Origin of the sequence: Streptomyces sp. NBC_01255, from assembly GCF_036226445.1 — a bacterium.
Lineage (GTDB): Bacteria > Actinomycetota > Actinomycetes > Streptomycetales > Streptomycetaceae > Streptomyces.
Map to the genome: position 1 here is coordinate 7,234,371 of NZ_CP108474.1, position 18,178 is coordinate 7,252,548.

Here is an 18,178-nt window from a genome sequence, read left to right on the forward strand (position 1 = left end):
GACTCTGGCCCCCCGGCATTTACCTGACGTACCGTCAGCTTCCATCGCGGAAGCACCCGCCGACGCGGAACCACCCGCCGATCAGGAGGTCAGCCATGTCGGTGAAACGCCACGTCGACGACCGGCCCGTCGCGCTCGACGAATACCCCGTGCACCAGGCCCCGCTCTCGATGAAGCACCACGTCAGCAGCGACCGCAACGCCTATGACCGCTGCATCTTCCACGTCTTCGACCACCAGGGCCGGGCCCTGCTCATCGCCGGCCTCGGCGTCTACCCGAACACCGGTGTCATCGACGCCTACGCGACCCTCCGCACGGGCGACCGACTGCACGCCGTGCGCGCCTCCGACGCCCTCGGCGACGACCGTACGAACCTCTCCGTCGGCCCCCTCGCCATCACGGTCGACGAACCCCTCAAGCGGCTCTCCCTGCGCTGCGAGGCCGATCCGGACGACCCCGAAGGGCTCTCCTTCGACCTCACCTGGACCGGTGACTTCCCCACCGTCTGGGAGCCCCACCACACCCAGCGCCACGGCGGCCGCCTCACCCTCGAAGGCCGCCGCTTCGTCCAGGCCGGGCACTGCGCGGGCACGATCAGGGCGGGCGGCGAGGAGTTCACGGTCACCGCGGGGGAGTGGACCGGCACCCGCGACCGCAGCTGGGGCGTCCGCCCGATACCCGGCGAAGAACCCGGCCGCGCCGCCGAGTTCCGCCCCGAGGGCTTCCACTGGCTCTGGATCCCGATGCGCTTCGAGGACCGCTTCCTCATGGTCATCGCCCAGGAGGACGCCGACGGCTACCGCACCCTCAACGAAGCCCTCCTCGTACGGAACGGGCACCGCGACACCCAACTCGGCTGGCCCCGCACCGACATCACGTACCGCCCGGGCACCCGCCACCCCGAGCGGGCCGTCGTCCACCTCGCCGACCCGGCCGGGAAACCCCTGGAGATCGGCGTCGAGATCCTCGCCTCCTCGCCCCTGGCCGTCGGCGCCGGATACCCGCCCGCCACCGACTGGCAGCACGGCACCTGGCAGGGCCGCGGCTGGACCGACCGGCGCGTCTACGACCTCTCCGACCCGTCCGCGCACCCCATGGCCGCCTACGGCGTCACCGACCACGCCGCCCGCTTCACCCTCGACGGCCACACCGGCTACGGCATCTTCGAACACGGCTCCTTCGGCCGCCACGACCCCAGCGGCTTCGCCGATCACACGTCGACGGCCAAGTGAGGAGGTCCCTGTGGCCACTGCACCCCGCCCCCGTACCAGCACCCGCGACCCCGAGGAGCTCGGCCGGCGGCTCACAGCCTGGCTGGACCGGCACCTGCCCGGAGCCCGTGTCACCGGCCTCGCCGTGCCCGGATCCAACGGCATGTCCAGCGAGACCCTGCTCTTCGACCTGGACCACCCCGACGCCCCCGTGCGCGGCTGCGCCCTGCGGCTGGCCGCCGACCCCGCCGCGTACACCGTGTTCCCCGTCTACGACATGGCGCGCCAGCACCGCGTGATGCGCCTGGTCGGCGAGCACACCGACGTACCCGTACCGCGCGTGCTCTGGCTGGAGGAGGACCCGGGGCCGCTCGGCGCCCCCTTCTTCGTGATGGCCCGCGCCGAGGGCCGGGTGCCACCGGACGTCATGCCCTATACGTACGAGGGGAACTGGCTGCACGCCGCCACCGACGCCGAACGCGCCCTCCTGGAGGACGAGTCCGTCTCCGTCCTGGCCCGGCTGCACGACCAGTTCCCCGCGAAGGAGGCAGAGTTCCTGCTGCCGGACGGCGCGGGCACGCCCCTGCGCCGCCACGTCGACGCCCAACGCGCCTACTACACATGGGTGGTGGAGGGACTGGCCCCCTCACCGCTCATCGAGTCCGCCTTCGACTGGCTGGAGGCGCACTGGCCGGCCGACGAGGGGCCGGCCGTGCTCGGCTGGGGTGACGCCCGGATCGGGAACATCGTCTACGACGGGTTCACGCCCGCCGCCGTCCTCGACTGGGAGATGGCGGCCTGCGTCCCGCGCGAGGTCGACCTCGGCTGGACGGTCTACCTCCACCGCTTCTTCCAGGACCTGACGGTCTCCTTCGGCCAGCCCGGCCTGCCCGACTTCCTGCGCCGCGACGCGATCGAGCGGCGGTACGCGGAACTGACCGGGCACACCCCGCGCGACATGGAGTTCCACACCCTCTACGCGGCGCTGCGGCACGCGATCGTGATGCTCAGGATCGCGTACCGGCAGGCGTACTTCGGAGAGGTCGAGGTGCCCGGCGACCCGGACGCCCTCATCCTGCACCACGCCACGCTCGCGGCGATGGTACGGGGAAGCTACTGGTGAGACCGGTGCCCTGAGCGGGCACCGCCGGACAGGCCCTAGGCGGCGCGCCGCATCTGGGGCACCCGCAGCGGACGCGAGCCCGGACCGCCGACGTGCGAGAAGGGCTGCGTCCGCCAGTCGAGGCTCTGGGGGAGCGTCAGGAGCAGCGCGGTGTCCTGCTCCTGGACCTCCAGGGTGTCGTCCGCCGGGCGGGCCGCGGAGGCCGCGAGCCCCGTCCCCGGGCAGACCGTCAGGACGAAGGGGTTCCACGGCGTGGGGCAGAGGGCGTGCTCGGGCAGCACGTCCTCGTCGGCGAGCAGCGCGATCGGCTGCACGCACTCCGGGCAGACGACCCGGAACATCTCAAAGGTGTCGTACGCGTCGAGCTCGTCGAACGTGTCGACGGATTCAACAGGATCCTGCATGGAGAATCTCCCCCTCGGGTGCGTCGGCCGGGTCTGTGACGGCCTCGACCACAGCAAGCACTTCCCATACGGAAGTCCGCATAACCGTGAGGCGGGATCCCGGGCCGGGTGCAAACCTGTGGCGTTCGTCACATGCCTGGCGCAGGTGCCCCGTGACCGCCCATAGCGCCCTATACGGGTCGCCCCCCGTTGTCCTGGGGCGCTCGCGGCGCACTAGGGTCACCGCATGGAGGAGCTGGATCGTCAGATCGTCGAGTTGCTCGTCAAGGACGGGCGCATGAGCTACACCGACCTGGGCAAGGCCACCGGCCTGTCCACATCGGCAGTGCATCAGCGCGTCCGCCGTCTCGAGCAGCGCGGAGTCATCCGCGGCTATGCCGCAGTCGTCGACCCGGAGGCCGTGGGTCTGCCGCTCACCGCCTTCATCTCGGTCAAACCCTTCGACCCGAGCGCCCCCGACGACACCCCCGACCGGCTCGCCGACATCCCGGAGATCGAGGCCTGCCACAGCGTCGCGGGCGACGAGAACTACATCCTCAAGGTCCGGGTCGCCACGCCGCTGGAGCTGGAACACCTGCTCAGCCGCATCCGCTCGCAGGCCGGTGTCTCCAGCCGGACGACCGTCGTCCTGTCCACCCCGTACGAGGCCCGGCCGCCGCGCATCTGACGACGGGCGGCCGCGCAAGCGGGGACCTGCCGGACAAACCGGCCCCTGGTAGGTCCTAGCCTGGTCGCATGAGTGAGTCCATGTCTGCGGCGCCTGCCGCCTCCGCCGCCGAGCACCGCACCGTGCTGCTGCGCGGCGGGGAAGTCCACAGCCCCGCCGATCCCTTCGCCACCGCCATGGTGGTGGAGCGCGGGCACGTCGCCTGGGTGGGCTCGGAGGGCGCGGCCGACGCCTTCGCCTCCGGCGTGGACGAGGTGGTCGACCTGGAGGGCGCGCTCGTCACTCCGGCGTTCGTCGACGCGCACGTGCACACCACGGCCACCGGCTTCGCCCTCACCGGCCTCGATCTGTCCTCCGCGGCCTCGCTCGCCGAGGCGGCGGAGCTGATCCGGGCCCACGCCGCGGCCCGCCCCGCGGACCGCATCCTCATCGGTCACGGCTGGGACGCCGCCCGCTGGCCCGAGCGCCGCCCGCTCACCCGCGCCGAGCTCGACGGGCTCACCGGCGGCCGCCCGCTCTACCTGACCCGGATCGACGTCCACTCGGCCGTCGTCACGACCGCCCTCCTCGACCTCGTCCCCGGCGTCCGCGACCTGGACGGCTTCCACGACGGGCAGCGGCCGCTCACGGGTGACGCACATCACGCCGTGCGCGCCGCGGCCTTCGCCGCCGTCTCCCCGGCGCAGCGCACGGAGGCGCAGCGCGCCGCCCGGAGCCACGCCGCCTCGCTCGGCATCGGCACCCTGCACGAGTGCGGCGGCCCCCAGATCTCCTCCGAGGAGGACTTCACCGGCCTCCTGGACCTGGCCCGCACCGAGGCCGGGCCCCGGGTCGTCGGCTACTGGGCGGACCTCGACATCGAGCGGGCGCGGGCGCTGGGCGCCCTCGGGGCGGCCGGCGACCTGTTCGCCGACGGCTCCCTCGGTTCGCACACCGCCTGCCTCCACGAGCCGTACGCGGACCACACGGACAGTGCCCACACGGGGGCCGCCCATCTGGACGCGCCCGCCGTCGCCGCCCATGTCGTGGCCTGCACCGAGGCCGGGCTCCAGGCCGGCTTCCACGCCATCGGGGACGCCGCCGTCACCGCCGTGGTCGAGGGCGTCCGCGCCGCCGCCGAGAAGCTCGGCCTCGCCCGGATCCGGGCCGCCCGGCACCGCGTCGAGCACGCCGAGATGCTCACCCCCGAGACCGTCGCCGCCTTCGCCGAGCTGGGCCTCACCGCCTCGGTCCAGCCCGCCTTCGACGCGCTCTGGGGCGGCGAGGACGGCATGTACGCCGACCGGCTCGGCGCCGAGCGGGCCAGGACCCTCAACCCGTACGCGGCGCTGCTCCGCGCCGGTGTGCCGCTGGCCTTCGGCTCCGACAGCCCGGTCACCCCGCTCGACCCGTGGGGCACCGTCCGGGCCGCCGCCTTCCACCGCACCCCCGAGCACCGGATCTCCGTTCGGGCCGCCTTCACCGCCCACACCCGGGGCGGCTGGCGGGCCGTGGGTCGGGACGACGCGGGGACGCTCGTCCCCGGCGCCCCCGCCGACTACGCGGTCTGGCGCACCGGCGAGCTTCTCGTCCAGGCGCCCGACGACCGGGTGGCCCGCTGGTCCACCGACCCCCGCTCCGGCACTCCGGGTCTGCCGGATCTGTCGCCCGGCGCGGAGCTCCCCGTCTGCCTGCGCACAGTGGTGTACGGACAGACGGTGTTCGTACGGCCGAACGAGTGATGTAGGGATATTTCCGACCCCGGAGCACCGCTCCGCACGCTTGTCCCCGACCTGCGGATCTTCCTCTCCGGCCTGGCCTTTCAGGGAGTCTCCGCAGGTCAAGTGGGTGTTGACAGTCGACGGTCGGGGGCGGGTAGGTTCTCCGCGTCCACCACAGGACGTCCGACCGTTTGAAACCGCCCCGCAGGCGCCGACCGCCGCCCGCGCCTCGGCCGCGAGGGAAGGTTTCTCCGGCGGAAGGTGCGACCCGGGTGGGGCCCGGACGTTCAGTAGACAACGGCTCTCGGTCGACCCGCAGCCAGCGGATCCCAGGTCGGACCGAAGGACGACGGGCCCCGCACCGCACGGCAACCGCCCCCTTATGTCCCGTAACCGCACAACCACCACGCCGGAGCACTCCGAGGACCTCGCTATGGTGGGGTCCTGTGTTTGTATCCGAAGGGGCAGCAGTGAACGACGGTGGCCAGAGGCGTTACGGCCCGCTCGGCAAGGCCTTGGTGATCATTCCGACCTACAACGAGGCGGAGAACATCAAGCCGATCGTCGCGCGGGTGCGGGAGGCCGTACCCGAGGCGCACGTTCTCGTCGCCGACGACAACAGCCCCGACGGCACGGGCAAGTTCGCGGACGAGATCGCCTCCGAGGACGATCACGTCCACGTCCTGCACCGGAAGGGCAAGGAGGGGCTCGGCGCCGCCTACCTCGCCGGCTTCCGCTGGGGCATCGAGCAGGGGTACGGCGTCCTCGTCGAGATGGACGCGGACGGCTCGCACCAGCCCGAGGAGCTGCCGCGGCTGCTCACCGCGCTCAAGGGCGCGGACCTGGTCCTCGGCTCCCGCTGGGTGCCCGGCGGCCGGATCGTGAACTGGCCGAAGTCCCGCGAGTTCATCTCCCGGGGCGGCAGCCTCTACTCCCGTGTGATGCTCGACGTGCCGATCCGGGACGTCACCGGCGGCTACCGGGCCTTCCGCAAGGAGACCCTGGAGGGCCTGGGCCTGGAGGACGTGGCCTCCGCGGGGTACTGCTTCCAGGTCGACCTGGCCCGTCGCGCGGTCGCCGCCGGCTTCCATGTCGTCGAGGTCCCGATCACCTTCGTGGAGCGCGAGATCGGCGACTCCAAGATGAGCCGGAACATCGTCGTCGAGGCGCTGTGGCGGGTCACCGGCTGGGGTGTGACGGCACGGGCGGAGAAGGTCGGCCGGATGCTCGGCCGCAAGTCCTCCTGACGCCTCCGAGGCAGGCCTTCCCCCGTCGCGCGTACTGATCCTTCCTTTACGACGTTCCGGCGGGGTGCCAGGCACACTGGGGACCATGACGACCGGCGCAACGCCTCCTCTCGCCCCCAAGCGCTCCCGCGCGCGCACGTTCCTTCCGCTCGGCATCGCCGTCTGGCTGGTCCTGGAGATCTGGCTGCTCACGGTGGTGGCGAACGCGACGGGCGCGCTGACCGTGCTCGCCCTGCTCGTCGGCGGCGCCGTACTCGGCGCCACCGTCATGAAGCGGGCGGGCCGGCGCGCCTTCCAGAACCTCACCACGACCTTCCAGCAGGCGCAGGCGGCCGCCCAGACGGGCGAGGTGCCCTCGGCGGCCGGGAAGACCGGCGCGGAGGACCGCAACGGCTTCCTGATGCTCGGCGGCCTGCTCCTGATGATCCCCGGCCTCGTCTCGGACGCGGCCGGACTCCTGCTGCTGATCCCGCAGGTCCGCTCCTTCCTCGGGCGGTACGCGGAGAAGGCCGTCGAGCGCCGTATGACCGCCGCGCCTCCCGGCAGCCTCCAGGACGCCTTCCAGCAGGCGCGCATGCGTCGCCCGGACGGAAAGGTCGTCCAGGGCGAGGTCGTCCGGGAGGACGCGAACCAGGGCCCCCGTCGGCCCGATGAGCCCCGCCCGCCCCTGATGCCCTGACCGACGCCGTACTCGCTCCGCGTATCCCTCCAGGGTGCGCGGAGTTCCGCTGCGCCGGACGTGTCCGGTTCGCGGGCACGCGGAAACGCCGAGGGGCCCGGTACACACTTCGTGTACCGGGCCCCTCGGCGTTGTTCGTCCGGTGATCCGCTACGCGGACTTGCGGCTGTCGCGCGGATGCACGGCGATGTTCATGGCGCCGGAGCGCAGGACGGCCAGCCTTTCGGCAAGGACCTCCTCCAGCTCCTCGCGGGTGCGGCGCTCCATGAGCATGTCCCAGTGCGTACGCGCAGGCTTGCCCTTCTTCTCCTCAGGTCCGTCCCCGTCCACCAGGAGTGCCTGGATTCCGCAGACCTTGCACTCCCACTCCGGCGGAATTTCCGCTTCCACCGAGAAGGGCATCTCGAAACGATGGCCCTTCTCGCATGCGTACTCCACGGCCTGGCGCGGGGCCAGATCGATGCCGCGGTCGGTCTCGTAGCTCGTCACCACGAGGCGCGTGCCGCGAAGAGCTCGCTCACTCATGAATCGTGCCTCCCGGGCTTGTCGCCCACAGGACAGGTGTCGCTGTCGTCGTTATCCGGTCAACGTCCGGTCGGCGGTAAAGATTCCCGTGCCGGGTCATGCGTCGCCCGTCGTGCCGCCCCTTGTTGTACCCACCAGTGCCCGTTTTGTCACATCTGACATCAGATGTGACTCACTGTCTTCACCAAAGCAGCACGCAGTAACGGTCCGCCTGGCAGGCCAAAGGCGTACACTACCGGCCTTTCACTTCCGCGTCTAAATTCGCTGTCTAAATTCGCTCCGGCAGCGGGTTGCCCGCCTCCTCCACCGCGCGCCGCACCGGGACCCTGGCGAGCAGGGCGAATCCGACGGCGAAGAAGATCACGAGAGAGATGATGGCATCCCGATAGCTTCCGGTCAGCTGATACGCGAGACCGAACACAAGTGGACCCAGCCAGCTCAGTCCCCGGTCGCTCATCTCGTACGCCGAGAAGTACTCCGCCTCCTTGCCGCGCGGCACCAGATGCGAGAACAGCGAGCGCGACAGGGCCTGGCTGCCGCCCAGGACCAGGCCGATCGCGGCCGCCAGGAAGTAGAAGAACACGGGCGCGTCGGCCGGCAGGAAGTAGCCCGCCGCCAGGATCAGCGTCCAGACCGCGAGCGAGCCGAGAATCGTCCGCTTGGCACCGTACGACCGGGCGAGTCGCCCCATCCCCAGGGCGCCCGCCACCGCGAGCACCTGGACCAGCAGCACCGCCGTGATCAGGGTCGTCTGATCGAGGCCCAGCTCCTCCGAGCCGTACACGGATGCCTGCGAGATCACCGTCTGCACGCCGTCGTTGTAGACCAGATAGGCCAGCAGGAAGGAGAGCGTCAGCGGATACCGGCGCATGTCCTTGAGCGTGGCCCGCAGCTGCTGCCAGCCGCTGCCGACCGCCCCCGCCCGCGCGTCCCCGTCCGCGCGGACGCGCCGGTCGCGCAGCCGCCGCAGCGGTACGAGGGTGAAGGCGCCCCACCACACACCGGCCGAGGCGAGACAGATCCGGATCGCCTCGCCCTCGGTGAGGCCGAACGAGTCGTGACCCGAGTACAGGACCAGGTTCACCACGAGGACCAGCGCGCCGGACGTGTAGCCGAAGGCCCAGCCGCGCGAGGAGACCTTGTCCCGCTCGTCCGGCTCCGCGATCTGCGGCAGATAGGCGTTGTAGAGCACCATCGACACCGCGAGCGAGGCGTTCGCCACGATCAGCAGGAACGCGCCCAGGAGGTAGCGCTCGCCCGCGAGGAAGAACATCCCCGCCGTGGCCGCGGCCCCCAGGTACGCCGCCGCCGCGAGCAGCGGCTTCTTCCGGCCCGTACGGTCCGCCACCGCGCCCACCAGCGGCATCACCAGGACCGCGACCACGATCGAGGCGGACACGGCGTACGCGAAGAGCGAGCCGGCCCGCACGGGTATGCCGAGCGGGTGCACGAAGCCCTCGGCGTCGGACGCCGCCCGCGCCACCGAGGTCAGATAGGGCCCGAGGAACACGGTCAGCACGCTCGTCGAGTACACGGAGCACGCGAAGTCGTAGAAGTACCAGCCGTGCTGCTCGCGCCGCCGTTCGGCGGGACCGGTGGCGTACTCCTCCGGTTCGGTGGTGTCTGCGGTCAACGCCGCGCCCCCTCGCTCGTCCCCGTGATCCGTGCCCGCGCCGGCTCGACGCGTGCTCAGACCCACACCCCCCGCTCGGTCAGCACCGAGCGCAGCGTCTCCAGATGATCGGTCATGATGCCATCCACGCCCAGGTCGAGGAGAGAGTTCATCCGGTCCGGATCGTTCACCGTCCAGACGTGGACCTGGAGCCCGCGCGCGTGCGCCTCCCGCACGAAACGGCGGTCGACCACGGGGATGCCGGCCTGGCGCTCCGGCACCTGCGCGGCGATCGCCCCGACCCGTACCGCCGCCGGGATGCCCAGCGAACGCAGCCGCAGCCCGACGACCCCGCGCACTCCGTACGAGGTGGCCAGCCGGGGCCCGGCCATCCGCTGGGCCCGCGCGACCCGCGCCTCGGTGAAGGAGCCCACGCAGACCCGGTCCCAGGCGCGCTTCCTGCGGATGAGGTTCACCAGCGGGTACAGCGCCGACTCGGTCTTGAGGTCCACGTTCCAGCGGGCCTCCGGGAACTCCTCCAGGAGGTCGGCGAAGAGCGGCAGCGGTTCCTTGCCCGCCACGCGGGCCTCGCGGACCGCCGCCCACGGCAGGTCGCGGATCCGGCCCGAGGCGTCCGTGACCCGGTCGAGGGTCGCGTCGTGGAAGGCGACGAGCGCGCCGTCCGCCGTCGTGTGCACATCGGTCTCGAAGTAGCGGTAGCCCGCCGCGGAGGCCAGGCGGAAGGCGGCCGCGGTGTTCTCCAGGCCGTTCGCCGTGCCGCCGCGGTGGGCGAACGCGAGGGGGGAGGGGTGGTCGAGATAGGGGTGGCGTACGCGAGTCACGGGCGCAGTATGGCCTGTCCCGGTGTCCCGGGGGCGACCGCCGGGCGGACGGACGCCTCTTCCGACGAGGCTTCCGGGCCGACGGACCCCGGCTCGGGCGCGGCCTCGGGTACGGCGAACCAGCGCAGGAAGTACTGGGCGAGCGGGCCGATCGCCAGCGCGTACAGGACCGTCCCGACGCCGACCGAACCGCCGAGCGCGAAGCCGGTCGCGACGACGGCCACCTCGATCGCCGTCCGCACCAGCCGGATCGACCGGCCGGTGAGCCGGTGCAGACCGGTCATCAGACCGTCGCGCGGGCCGGGACCGAACCGCGCCGCGATGTACAGGCCGGTGGCGACCCCGTTCAGGACGATGCCGAGCGCGAGGAGCGGCACCTGCCCGGCCAGGCCGTGGACGTCGGGGACGAGCGCCAGCGTGCCGTCCATCGCGATGCCGATCGCGAAGACGTTGGAGACGGTGCCCAGGCCCGGCTTCTGCCGGATCGGGATCCACAGGAGCAGCACGGCCGCCCCGACGATGATCGACACCACGCCGATGGTCAGCCCGGTCTTCTCGGCGAGACCCTGGTGGAGGACGCCCCAGGGCTCCAGGCCGAGCCCGCTGCGCACCAGGAGCGCCGAGCTCACCCCGTACAGCGTCAGACCGACGTACAGCTGGACGAGCCGACGGGTGAGGTGCCGGCCGTGGAGGCCGGAGGCGATGGACAAGGGACTTCCCCCCAGGGTGGTGGTAGTGGACTGGCTCATGACACTCTGTGGCGGGGTATCGGGTGCCAACCATGGCCAATTCGATGAAGGTGGACTGATTTCGATGGCTCAGTGGACTTCGGCAGTGGGGCCCGCGCAGCTCGCCCGGCAGCTCCAGGCGCAGCAGGCCCGGCCCGCGGGACCCGGCGCCCGCAAGCCGCCCGCCTACCGGGCGCTCGCCGACGGCATCCGCCTCCTCGTCCTGGAGGGCCGTGTCCCCGTCGCCGCCCGCCTGCCCGCGGAGCGGGAACTCGCCGTCGCCCTGACCGTCAGCCGGACGACGGTGGCCGCCGCCTACGAGGCGCTGCGCTCAGAGGGCTTCCTGGAGTCCCGCCGCGGGGCCGGCAGCTGGACGGCTGTGCCGGCCGGGAACCCGCTGCCCGCGCGCGGCCTCGAACCGCTGCCCCCGGAGGCCCTCGGCTCCTTGATCGACCTCGGCTGCGCGGCCCTGCCCGCACCCGAGCCCTGGCTCACCCGGGGTGTCCAGGGCGCCCTGGAGGAGCTGCCGCCCTACGCCCACACGCACGGCGACTACCCGGCCGGGCTGCCGGCCCTGCGCCAGACGCTCGCCGACCGCTACACGGCGCGCGGCATCCCCACCATGCCCGAGCAGATCATGGTGACGACCGGGGCCATGGGCGCCATCGACGCCATCTGCCACCTCTTCGCGGGGCGCGGCGAGCGCATCGCCGTCGAGTCGCCCTCGTACGCCAACATCCTCCAGCTCATGCGGGAGGCCGGTGCCCGGCTCGTCCCCGTCGCCATGTCCGAGGGGCTCGGCAGCTGGGACATGGGCCGCTGGCGCCAGGTGCTGCGGGACGCGGCGCCCCGCCTCGCGTACGTCGTCGCCGACTTCCACAACCCGACCGGCGCGCTGGCCGACGAGGACCAGCGCCGGCAGCTCGTGGACGCGGCCCGCTCGGCCGGCACGGTCCTCGTCGTCGACGAGACGATGACCGAGCTCCACCTCGACGACGACCTGGAGATGCCCCGGCCGGTCTGCGCCTTCGACCCGGCGGGCTCGACGGTCCTGACGGTCGGCTCGGCCAGCAAGGCCTTCTGGGCGGGCATGCGGATCGGCTGGGTCCGGGCCGCCCCCGACGTCATCCGCTCCCTCGTGGCCGCGCGCGCGTACGCGGACCTCGGCACCCCCGTACTGGAACAGCTCGGCGTGAACTGGCTGATGGGGACCGGCGGCTGGGAGGAGGCCGTGAGCCTCCGGCGTGCACAGGCGCGCGAGAACCGGGACGCGATCGTCGCCGCGGTCCGCAGGGAGCTGCCGGAGTGGGAGTTCTCGGTGCCGCGCGGCGGGCTGACCCTCTGGGTCCGCACCGGCGGGCTCTCCGGCTCCCGGCTCGCCGAGGCGGGCGAACGCGTCGGCGTCCGGGTCCCCTCGGGCCCGCGGTTCGGCGTGGACGGCGCCTTCGAGGGCTTCATCCGGCTGCCCTTCACGGTCGGCGGTCCGGTCGCCGACGAGGCGGCCGCCCGGCTGGCCGCCGCGGCGCGCCTGGTGGAGTCGGGCGCGGGCGGGGGAGTGGAGCCGCCCCGCTCGTTCGTGGCGTAGGGGCGTGACGGCGTATGCCGAGAGGCCGGTACGGACGGGGGTCCGTACCGGCCTCTCGGCTTGTCCGGGGCCTGCTCAGCCCTCGGCCGCGACCGGAGCGTGGCGGGGCTGCGGGCCCGGGTCCGGTGCGAAGCGCGGGGCGGGTTCGCCCTCGTAACGGACCACGGAGGCGACCGGGGCGGCGTCGGGCTGGTGGAGCGGCCGGGCGGGGACCGGGGCGGGGGCCGAGGCCGGGATCGTCTCCACCGCCGCCACCGGCACCGTCTCGAGTGCCACCGTCCCGATGGCCACGGTGTCGCCCCCCACCGTCTCGACGGCCACCGCGTCCGCCGCCGTGCGGCGCTCCGGGAGCAGCGCGAGGACCGCCTGGCGGTGCGCCTCGCTCGTGGCGTCGTCGTACGGGTCGGGCGTCGCCGGCACCTGGAGGCGCAGGACCGGGCCCGTACCGAGCCGGGCGTAGCCACGGCCCGGCGGCACCTGGGGCGTCGGCGTGGTGTGGGGTGCGACGCCGAGGACGGACTCGATCTGCTCCGAGGAGGCGGGGCCGAGCACGATCCGCGCCCGGGTGTGGCTCCGTACCGTCTCGCTCAGCGTGTCCGTGCTGTCGAACTGCTCGGCCACCACCACCGTGACCTGTGCCGCGCGCCCGTGCCGCAGCGGCACCTGGAGCAGCTCCTGCGGGTCGGGGCGGCCGTCGGCGGCGGCCAGGTGGCCGAGGACGCCCGGCCGGTCGAGGAGGATCCACAGCGGCCGCCGGGTGTCCTCCGGCGCGGGATGCCCCGCCTGGCGGGCGCGGTTGGCGGCGATCAGCCGCCGCTCCGTCTCGTGCGCCGCCCACTCCAGGCTGGCCAGGGCTCCGGAGAGTCCGCATTCGACGGCGAGGACGCCGTCGCGGCCGGTCAGGCAGGCGTACTCGCCGGTGCCGCCGCCCTCGACGATCAGCACGTCCCCGTGGGGGAGGGCCTGGAGCGCGATCGAGCGCAGCAGGGAGGTGGTGCCGCTGCCCGGCTGGCCCACGGCGAGCAGGTGCGGCTCGGTGGAGCGGGGGCCGGTGCGCCAGACCACGGCCGGGGCGTCCTCCGTGTCGTCCGCCGTGACCACGGGCACGGTCCGCTGCACGGCGTCCCCGTCGGTGAAGCCGAGCACGGTCTCGCCCGGCACCGTGACGAAACGCTGGGCGGCGATGGTGGTGGGCAGGGCGGGCAGCACGCTCATGACGAGCCGGTTGCCCTCCTGGTCCCAGTCGAAGTGGTACTCGCGGCCGCGGCCCGACTTGGCGTGCAGCAGCTGCTCGACGCGGGCGCGCGCGGCCGGCTCGCCGTCGGTGAAGTACGGGGGGTACGCGATCCTCAGCCGCGTCGGCCGTCCGTCCTCGTCGAAGGCGTACTCCGCGAAGGCGCCGCTCCAGTCGCCGCCGTGGGCGAAGAGCGGGGAGGGATCGTCGGGGACGGAGAAGTACGGCACGAGGGCCTCGTACAGGCCCTTGAGCCGGGCGATCTCCGCGTCGTCGGGCCCGGTCTTGACGACCGGGCGTTCGCGCCCCTTCCACGCGGCGGCGCCCATGAGCGTGACGAGCGCGAGCAGCGGCCCGTACGGCACGAGGGCGACGACGAGGACGCAGGCCGCGACCAGGAGCAGCGTGGGACCGCGCCGCTCCTTGGGGGTCGCGGCCCACTTGGCGCGCGCGGTCGCGGCCAGCTTCCGCAGACCACGGGAGACCGTGATCAGCGGCTGGAGCACGTCGGTGGCGCTGTCGGCGGCCGTGCGCGCGATCTCTCGGCTACGAGCGATCTGCGCGCTGCCGCTGCTCAGAATGCGGGGGAGTGGTCGCCGGGCCACGTCGTACTCCTGGTTTCGTGGAAGGGGCTGGGTGAAGGGGCGGGAAGCCCCCTCGGGGCGTCAGAACTTGATTCCGCCCAGGAGACCGGCGAGGCTCTGCCCGCCCGCCGTGATGCTGGGGGCGATGGCGGTGCCCGCGAGGTAGAAGCCGAACAGCGCGCTGACGAGGGCGTGGGAGGCCTTCATCCCGTCCTTCTTGAAGAACAGGAAGCAGATGATGCCGAGCAGGACCACGCCTGAGATGGACAGGATCATTTGGTGTTCTCCTGGTTGAGGGGACAGTCACCATGAGTCCTTCCAGGTTCACAGCAAGTATCTATGTGACTAAAGGTGCATTAGAGTGAAATTCGCCGGATTTCACTTGACCGGCTCACAGCTGATGCCTCGCCGGGTGGCGAAAACCCGGCGGTGAGCTAGAGGCGCGCCGAGGGCGGATCGCGGTGATCTTTGCCTCGGTGGGGCACGGTCATGTAGCCCGCCGGGCAGTACCCTGTCGATTCACTCGTACGGCCGCGCTTGCCGTGCGCAGGTCAACACTGCAGGAGAGAGGCGGTTCCACCCGATGAGCGAGACTCCGGACCCCGAAGTCATCGAGCTGGCGTCCAAGGTCTTCGACCTCGCGCGCACGGGAGACGCCGCCGCCCTGGCCGCCTACGTCGACGCGGGCGTCCCGGCGAACCTCACCAACGACAAGGGCGACTCCCTCGTCATGCTCGCCGCCTACCACGGCCACGCCGCCGCGGTCTCGGCCCTCCTGGAGCGCGGCGCCGACGCGGACCGCGCCAACGACCGCGGCCAGACCCCGCTCGCGGGCGCCGTCTTCAAGGGCGAGGACGCCGTCATCCGCGCCCTGCTCGCCGGCGGCGCAAATCCGGAGTCCGGGACTCCGTCCGCCGTCGACACCGCCCGCATGTTCGGCAAGGCCGACCTCCTGGAGCTCTTCGGAGCCCGGTGAACGGGTACTGAACCCCAGGTGAGAGCAGCGTCGTAAATGTGGTCGCGGTGGCGAAATGGGTGGGTCATCATGACGTCGAGCCCGGCAGACCGGGCCACCGACGAGAGGCAGAGGAAGATGGTCACTGGCAAGCGAAGGACGACGAGCGGCCCGACATGTTGCCGCACGGCCTAGGTGTACAGCGATGTACCGCCTGACCCGGGTCATCCCGGTCTCCCCCGGTCGTGTCGACAGCTTGATGTGAGGCGTCTTCCATGTTCGATCCAGTCATAGCGCCGAGCGGCACCCTGCTCGGCCTGCTGCAGAGGGGCCGCGGCGACGGCACCCTGCACGCGCTCGCCGCGCCACGGGCCGAGGCCCTCGCGGCCCTCAGCCACTGCGTTCTCGCCGACCCCCGCCACGACTGGCAGGTCGAGAACCGCTCCCTCTACTACGCCCGTCTCTACCTGGACCTCCACGGCGGTCTCGACGAGATCGAGGCGCACCTCTTCGGTGCCGAGGACCACCTCGACCCCGAGGAGTCCAGGACCGGGCTCGCGCTCGCCGTCCTGGGGCACCTCGCCTCCTACGGACGCCAGGACGCCCTGCTCCTGCTCCGTCGCTACGCGGCGACCGGCTCGAACTGGGCCTGGGCCCTGGACGAGCTGGCCCTGCGCGACGACGACGCCGGGCTCCGCGGGCTCGCCCTGCCCGTGCTCGCCCGCTTCCCGGCCGACCCGGCGGGCGACGCCGAGCTGGCGACCGTCGTGCGCGACGCCTTCGAGCCCCGGCCCTGGCGGCTGTGGGCCGAGGACCAGCGGGACGCCGTCGGTGCCCGGGTCAGGGCCGCGCAGGAACAGGGGTCCTTCGACCGCTGGCAGCGCCAGATGCGTCCCGCGGGCCCCCGCCCCGGCTGGAGCGTGCGCGCCGTCCTCGACTGGGCGCAGGAGGGGTACGAGCGCGGTGCCGAGCTCTACGGCCCCGCCGCCCGCTGCCTCGCCGCCGTCGCCGGCCCCGAGGACCGCCCCGAACTCCTCGCTGCCGCCCGCGACGGTTCGACGGGGGCGCGCGGAGCCGCGCTCCACCACCTCGCCGCATCGCGGGACCCCGCCGTCCTCGACCTCGTGGAGGCCGCCGTCGACGGCGGATCCCGCCCGGTCGCCGAGGCCGCCGTCGCCGCCTACAAGCGCATGTGCGGCGAGGACGCGGTCGCCCGTGCCCGCGCGTGGGTCCGGCGCACCGACGAGCTCGGCACCGCCGCCGCCGAGGTCCTCGCCTGCCGCGGCACGGCGCAGGACGCCGGACTCGTCCTCGGGGCGCTGCGCGGGACCATCCGCTCCGCAGGACCCGACGCACCCGAACTCGCCGTCCTCGTCGACGGGGCGGGCCGCCTCGACATCGCCTGCGCCGCACCCGTGCTCCGCCACGTCTACCGCGAGACGTCCTCCTCCCAGCTGCGCGGACGAGTGGCCCGCTCCCTCGCCGCCACGGACCCCACCTTCGCGACCGGCTTCGCCGTCGAGTGCCTCTGGGACTGCGAGGAGACCACCCGCGAGGTGGCCGCCCAGCACGCGGAGACCGGCGACGTGCGGGTCGCCGACCGGCTCCGCCGCCTCGCCGCAGACCCGGCCGAGGAAGCCGAGGTCCAGACCGCGGTGCGCAACCGGATAGGACCGGATCTCCAGGTCTGACCCGGCCCCGGATCTGACCCTCCCCAGGTCCGAAGGCCCGTTCCGACCGCTTCCCGGACCCCGGGGCGGCGCGGCCTGCGGCGGAGATCCCGCCGATCGTGGCCCCGCCCCGGGTGTCCGGTGACCGGACGCCCGGCGAGCGTGTCGGACCCCGCGGCGAAACGCTCATGGGACGTTCCCCCGCCGTCCAGATCGACGTCGGCGGGTACACGCCAAGCGGGACGACAACACCCGTATGCGTGTCGTCATCGTCACAGAGTCCTTCCCTCCCGATGTCAACGGTGTGGCGCACTGCGCCCTTCAGACCGCGCGCCACCTCGTCCGGCGGGGCCACGTCCCGCTCGTCATCGCCCCCGCCGTCGCCGACCCGGCGGCGGACGCCGACGCACCCTGCGCCGTCGTCCGGGTGCCCTCGCTGCCCCTGCCCGGCTATCCCCAGGTCCGGGTCGCCCTGCCCAGCCGCCGGGTCGCCGCCGCCATCGCCGCCCACCGCGCCGACCTCGTCCACCTCGCGGGGCCCTTCGTCCTCGGGGTGCGCGGAATGACGGCCGCCGCCCGGCTCGGCATCCCCGCCGTCGCCGTCTACCAGACCGACCTCGCCGGATACGCCCGTACGTACGTGGGCACCGGCGAAGGCGCCGCCTGGCGCCGGCTGCGCGCCGTCCACGGCGCCGCCGACCGCACGCTCGCCCCGTCGTCCGCCGCCGTACGCGACCTGGAGGCCCACGGCATCCGCCGCATCCGGCTCTGGGGGCGCGGCGTGGACACCGACCGCTTCCGCCCCGGCCTGCGCGACGCCGGTCTGCGCCGCGAACTGGCCCCCGGCGGGGAACTCCTCGTCGGCTACATAGGCCGCCTCGCGCCGGAGAAGCGCGTGGACCTGTTCGCCGGGATCAGCGGCATACCGGGCGTGCGGACCGTGGTCGTCGGCGACGGGCCCAGCGGGCCCGGGCTGCGCGCCGCCCTGCCGGACGCCCGGTTCCTGGGCCGCCGCACCGGCGACGACCTCGCCCGGATCTTCGCCTCGCTCGACGTCTTCGCCCACACCGGTCCGTACGAGACGTTCTGCCAGACAATCCAGGAGGCCATGGCGAGCGGCGTCCCGGTGATCGCCCCGGCCGCCGGCGGGCCCCTGGACCTGGTCGACCACGGGCGCACCGGGCTCCTCGTACCGCCCGGCGACCCGGACGCGCTGCGGGAGGCCGTCACCTCGCTCGCCGCCGCCCCGGACGTGCGCGCCGCCTACGGCCTCGCCGGCCGGGCCGCCGTCGGGGGCCGCACCTGGGAGGCGCTCGGCGACGAGCTGATCGGCCACTACCAGGAGATCCTGCGCGAGCGGACGGCGGTGGCGGCGTGAACGGCGCTCGCACCGCTCAGGGAAGTACTGCTCC

17 protein-coding genes are annotated in these 18,178 nt (G+C 73.1%); 10 read left to right on the plus strand and 7 right to left on the minus strand.

All coding sequences use genetic code 11. The annotated features are described in order from the left end of the window. Nucleotides 1-95: 95 nt before the first annotated feature. Both OG357_RS32820 and OG357_RS32825 read left to right on the plus strand, forming a co-directional pair. A complete protein-coding gene (locus tag OG357_RS32820) occupies nucleotides 96-1,232 on the plus strand; it encodes a hypothetical protein (RefSeq protein WP_329624564.1) in 1,137 nt (378 codons plus the stop codon). Between the two features lie 10 nt (nucleotides 1,233-1,242). Then, nucleotides 1,243-2,334 (plus strand): phosphotransferase family protein, encoded by a 1,092-nt coding sequence (locus OG357_RS32825; RefSeq protein WP_329624565.1) that lies wholly within the window; start codon nucleotides 1,243-1,245, stop codon nucleotides 2,332-2,334. A gap of 35 nt (nucleotides 2,335-2,369) precedes the next feature. Here OG357_RS32825 and OG357_RS32830 read toward each other — a convergent pair whose 3' ends face one another. Continuing rightward, a complete protein-coding gene (locus tag OG357_RS32830) occupies nucleotides 2,370-2,738 on the minus strand; it encodes a hypothetical protein (protein ID WP_317593735.1) in 369 nt (122 codons plus the stop codon). A gap of 226 nt (nucleotides 2,739-2,964) precedes the next feature. Between OG357_RS32830 and OG357_RS32835 the strand changes: the two genes are divergently transcribed. From OG357_RS32835 to fxsA, 4 genes are all read left to right on the plus strand, one after another. Next, nucleotides 2,965-3,405 carry an Lrp/AsnC family transcriptional regulator gene (locus tag OG357_RS32835; protein ID WP_017242178.1) on the plus strand — a complete coding sequence of 147 codons (441 nt, stop codon included), beginning with the start codon at nucleotides 2,965-2,967 and terminating at the stop codon, nucleotides 3,403-3,405. Nucleotides 3,406-3,473: 68 nt separating this feature from the next. Next, nucleotides 3,474-5,126: an amidohydrolase gene (locus OG357_RS32840; RefSeq protein ID WP_329624566.1), complete on the plus strand. Its 1,653-nt coding sequence runs from the start codon at nucleotides 3,474-3,476 to the stop codon at nucleotides 5,124-5,126. Nucleotides 5,127-5,575: 449 nt separating this feature from the next. After that, nucleotides 5,576-6,352, plus strand: coding sequence for a polyprenol monophosphomannose synthase (locus OG357_RS32845; protein ID WP_329624567.1), 777 nt, complete (start codon nucleotides 5,576-5,578; stop codon nucleotides 6,350-6,352). An 85-nt stretch (nucleotides 6,353-6,437) separates the two neighbouring features. Next, nucleotides 6,438-7,031 (plus strand): FxsA family membrane protein, encoded by a 594-nt coding sequence (gene fxsA / locus OG357_RS32850; RefSeq protein ID WP_329624568.1) that lies wholly within the window; start codon nucleotides 6,438-6,440, stop codon nucleotides 7,029-7,031. Nucleotides 7,032-7,181: 150 nt separating this feature from the next. On the opposite strand, the gene OG357_RS32855 is transcribed toward fxsA, so the two are convergent. The 4 genes from OG357_RS32855 to yczE form a co-directional block, all read right to left on the minus strand. Further along, nucleotides 7,182-7,556, minus strand: coding sequence for an RNA polymerase-binding protein RbpA (locus OG357_RS32855; protein ID WP_015032218.1), 375 nt, complete (start codon nucleotides 7,554-7,556; stop codon nucleotides 7,182-7,184). Between the two features lie 268 nt (nucleotides 7,557-7,824). Then, complete coding sequence (locus tag OG357_RS32860; protein ID WP_329624569.1) at nucleotides 7,825-9,189, minus strand: MFS transporter; 1,365 nt, start codon at nucleotides 9,187-9,189, stop codon at nucleotides 7,825-7,827. Nucleotides 9,190-9,245: 56 nt separating this feature from the next. Next, nucleotides 9,246-10,010, minus strand: coding sequence for a glycerophosphodiester phosphodiesterase (locus tag OG357_RS32865; RefSeq protein ID WP_329624570.1), 765 nt, complete (start codon nucleotides 10,008-10,010; stop codon nucleotides 9,246-9,248). Continuing rightward, nucleotides 10,007-10,759 (minus strand): membrane protein YczE, encoded by a 753-nt coding sequence (gene yczE / locus OG357_RS32870; protein WP_329624571.1) that lies wholly within the window; start codon nucleotides 10,757-10,759, stop codon nucleotides 10,007-10,009. Before yczE ends, OG357_RS32865 begins: the two co-directional genes overlap by 4 nt. A gap of 64 nt (nucleotides 10,760-10,823) precedes the next feature. On the opposite strand from yczE, the gene OG357_RS32875 reads away from it, so the two are divergent. Next, on the plus strand, nucleotides 10,824-12,323 hold the full coding sequence (locus OG357_RS32875) for an SCO1417 family MocR-like transcription factor (protein ID WP_329624572.1): 1,500 nt from the start codon (nucleotides 10,824-10,826) through the stop codon (nucleotides 12,321-12,323). 75 nt (nucleotides 12,324-12,398) lie between these two features. Here OG357_RS32875 and OG357_RS32880 read toward each other — a convergent pair whose 3' ends face one another. Beyond that, complete coding sequence (locus tag OG357_RS32880; RefSeq protein ID WP_329624573.1) at nucleotides 12,399-14,162, minus strand: hypothetical protein; 1,764 nt, start codon at nucleotides 14,160-14,162, stop codon at nucleotides 12,399-12,401. Between the two features lie 60 nt (nucleotides 14,163-14,222). Beyond that, nucleotides 14,223-14,417 (minus strand): hypothetical protein, encoded by a 195-nt coding sequence (locus tag OG357_RS32885; protein ID WP_015032212.1) that lies wholly within the window; start codon nucleotides 14,415-14,417, stop codon nucleotides 14,223-14,225. Between the two features lie 307 nt (nucleotides 14,418-14,724). On the opposite strand from OG357_RS32885, the gene OG357_RS32890 reads away from it, so the two are divergent. The 3 genes from OG357_RS32890 to OG357_RS32900 all read left to right on the plus strand — a co-directional run bounded on the left by OG357_RS32890 (nucleotide 14,725) and on the right by OG357_RS32900 (nucleotide 18,144). Beyond that, nucleotides 14,725-15,117, plus strand: a complete 393-nt coding sequence (locus tag OG357_RS32890) for an ankyrin repeat domain-containing protein (RefSeq protein WP_329624574.1) — start codon at nucleotides 14,725-14,727, stop codon at nucleotides 15,115-15,117. A gap of 254 nt (nucleotides 15,118-15,371) precedes the next feature. After that, nucleotides 15,372-16,787, plus strand: coding sequence for a HEAT repeat domain-containing protein (locus tag OG357_RS32895; protein ID WP_329624575.1), 1,416 nt, complete (start codon nucleotides 15,372-15,374; stop codon nucleotides 16,785-16,787). A 235-nt stretch (nucleotides 16,788-17,022) separates the two neighbouring features. Further along, on the plus strand, nucleotides 17,023-18,144 hold the full coding sequence (locus OG357_RS32900) for a glycosyltransferase family 4 protein (protein ID WP_329624576.1): 1,122 nt from the start codon (nucleotides 17,023-17,025) through the stop codon (nucleotides 18,142-18,144). The last annotated feature ends 34 nt before the right edge of the window (nucleotides 18,145-18,178 follow it).

Excerpts from the sequence above, each read along its gene's own strand:
- OG357_RS32820 (WP_329624564.1), top strand. The coding sequence starts at position 96 with ATGTCGGTGAAACGCCACGTCGACGACCGGCCCGTCGCGCTCGACGAA.
- OG357_RS32830 (WP_317593735.1), bottom strand. The coding sequence starts at position 2,738 with ATGCAGGATCCTGTTGAATCCGTCGACACGTTCGACGAGCTCGACGCG.
- OG357_RS32835 (WP_017242178.1), top strand. The coding sequence starts at position 2,965 with ATGGAGGAGCTGGATCGTCAGATCGTCGAGTTGCTCGTCAAGGACGGG.
- OG357_RS32840 (WP_329624566.1), top strand. The coding sequence starts at position 3,474 with ATGAGTGAGTCCATGTCTGCGGCGCCTGCCGCCTCCGCCGCCGAGCAC.
- fxsA (WP_329624568.1), top strand. The coding sequence starts at position 6,438 with ATGACGACCGGCGCAACGCCTCCTCTCGCCCCCAAGCGCTCCCGCGCG.
- OG357_RS32855 (WP_015032218.1), bottom strand. The coding sequence starts at position 7,556 with ATGAGTGAGCGAGCTCTTCGCGGCACGCGCCTCGTGGTGACGAGCTAC.
- yczE (WP_329624571.1), bottom strand. The coding sequence starts at position 10,759 with ATGAGCCAGTCCACTACCACCACCCTGGGGGGAAGTCCCTTGTCCATC.
- OG357_RS32875 (WP_329624572.1), top strand. The coding sequence starts at position 10,824 with ATGGCTCAGTGGACTTCGGCAGTGGGGCCCGCGCAGCTCGCCCGGCAG.
- OG357_RS32885 (WP_015032212.1), bottom strand. The coding sequence starts at position 14,417 with ATGATCCTGTCCATCTCAGGCGTGGTCCTGCTCGGCATCATCTGCTTC.
- OG357_RS32890 (WP_329624574.1), top strand. The coding sequence starts at position 14,725 with ATGAGCGAGACTCCGGACCCCGAAGTCATCGAGCTGGCGTCCAAGGTC.
- OG357_RS32895 (WP_329624575.1), top strand. The coding sequence starts at position 15,372 with ATGTTCGATCCAGTCATAGCGCCGAGCGGCACCCTGCTCGGCCTGCTG.
- OG357_RS32900 (WP_329624576.1), top strand. The coding sequence starts at position 17,023 with ATGCGTGTCGTCATCGTCACAGAGTCCTTCCCTCCCGATGTCAACGGT.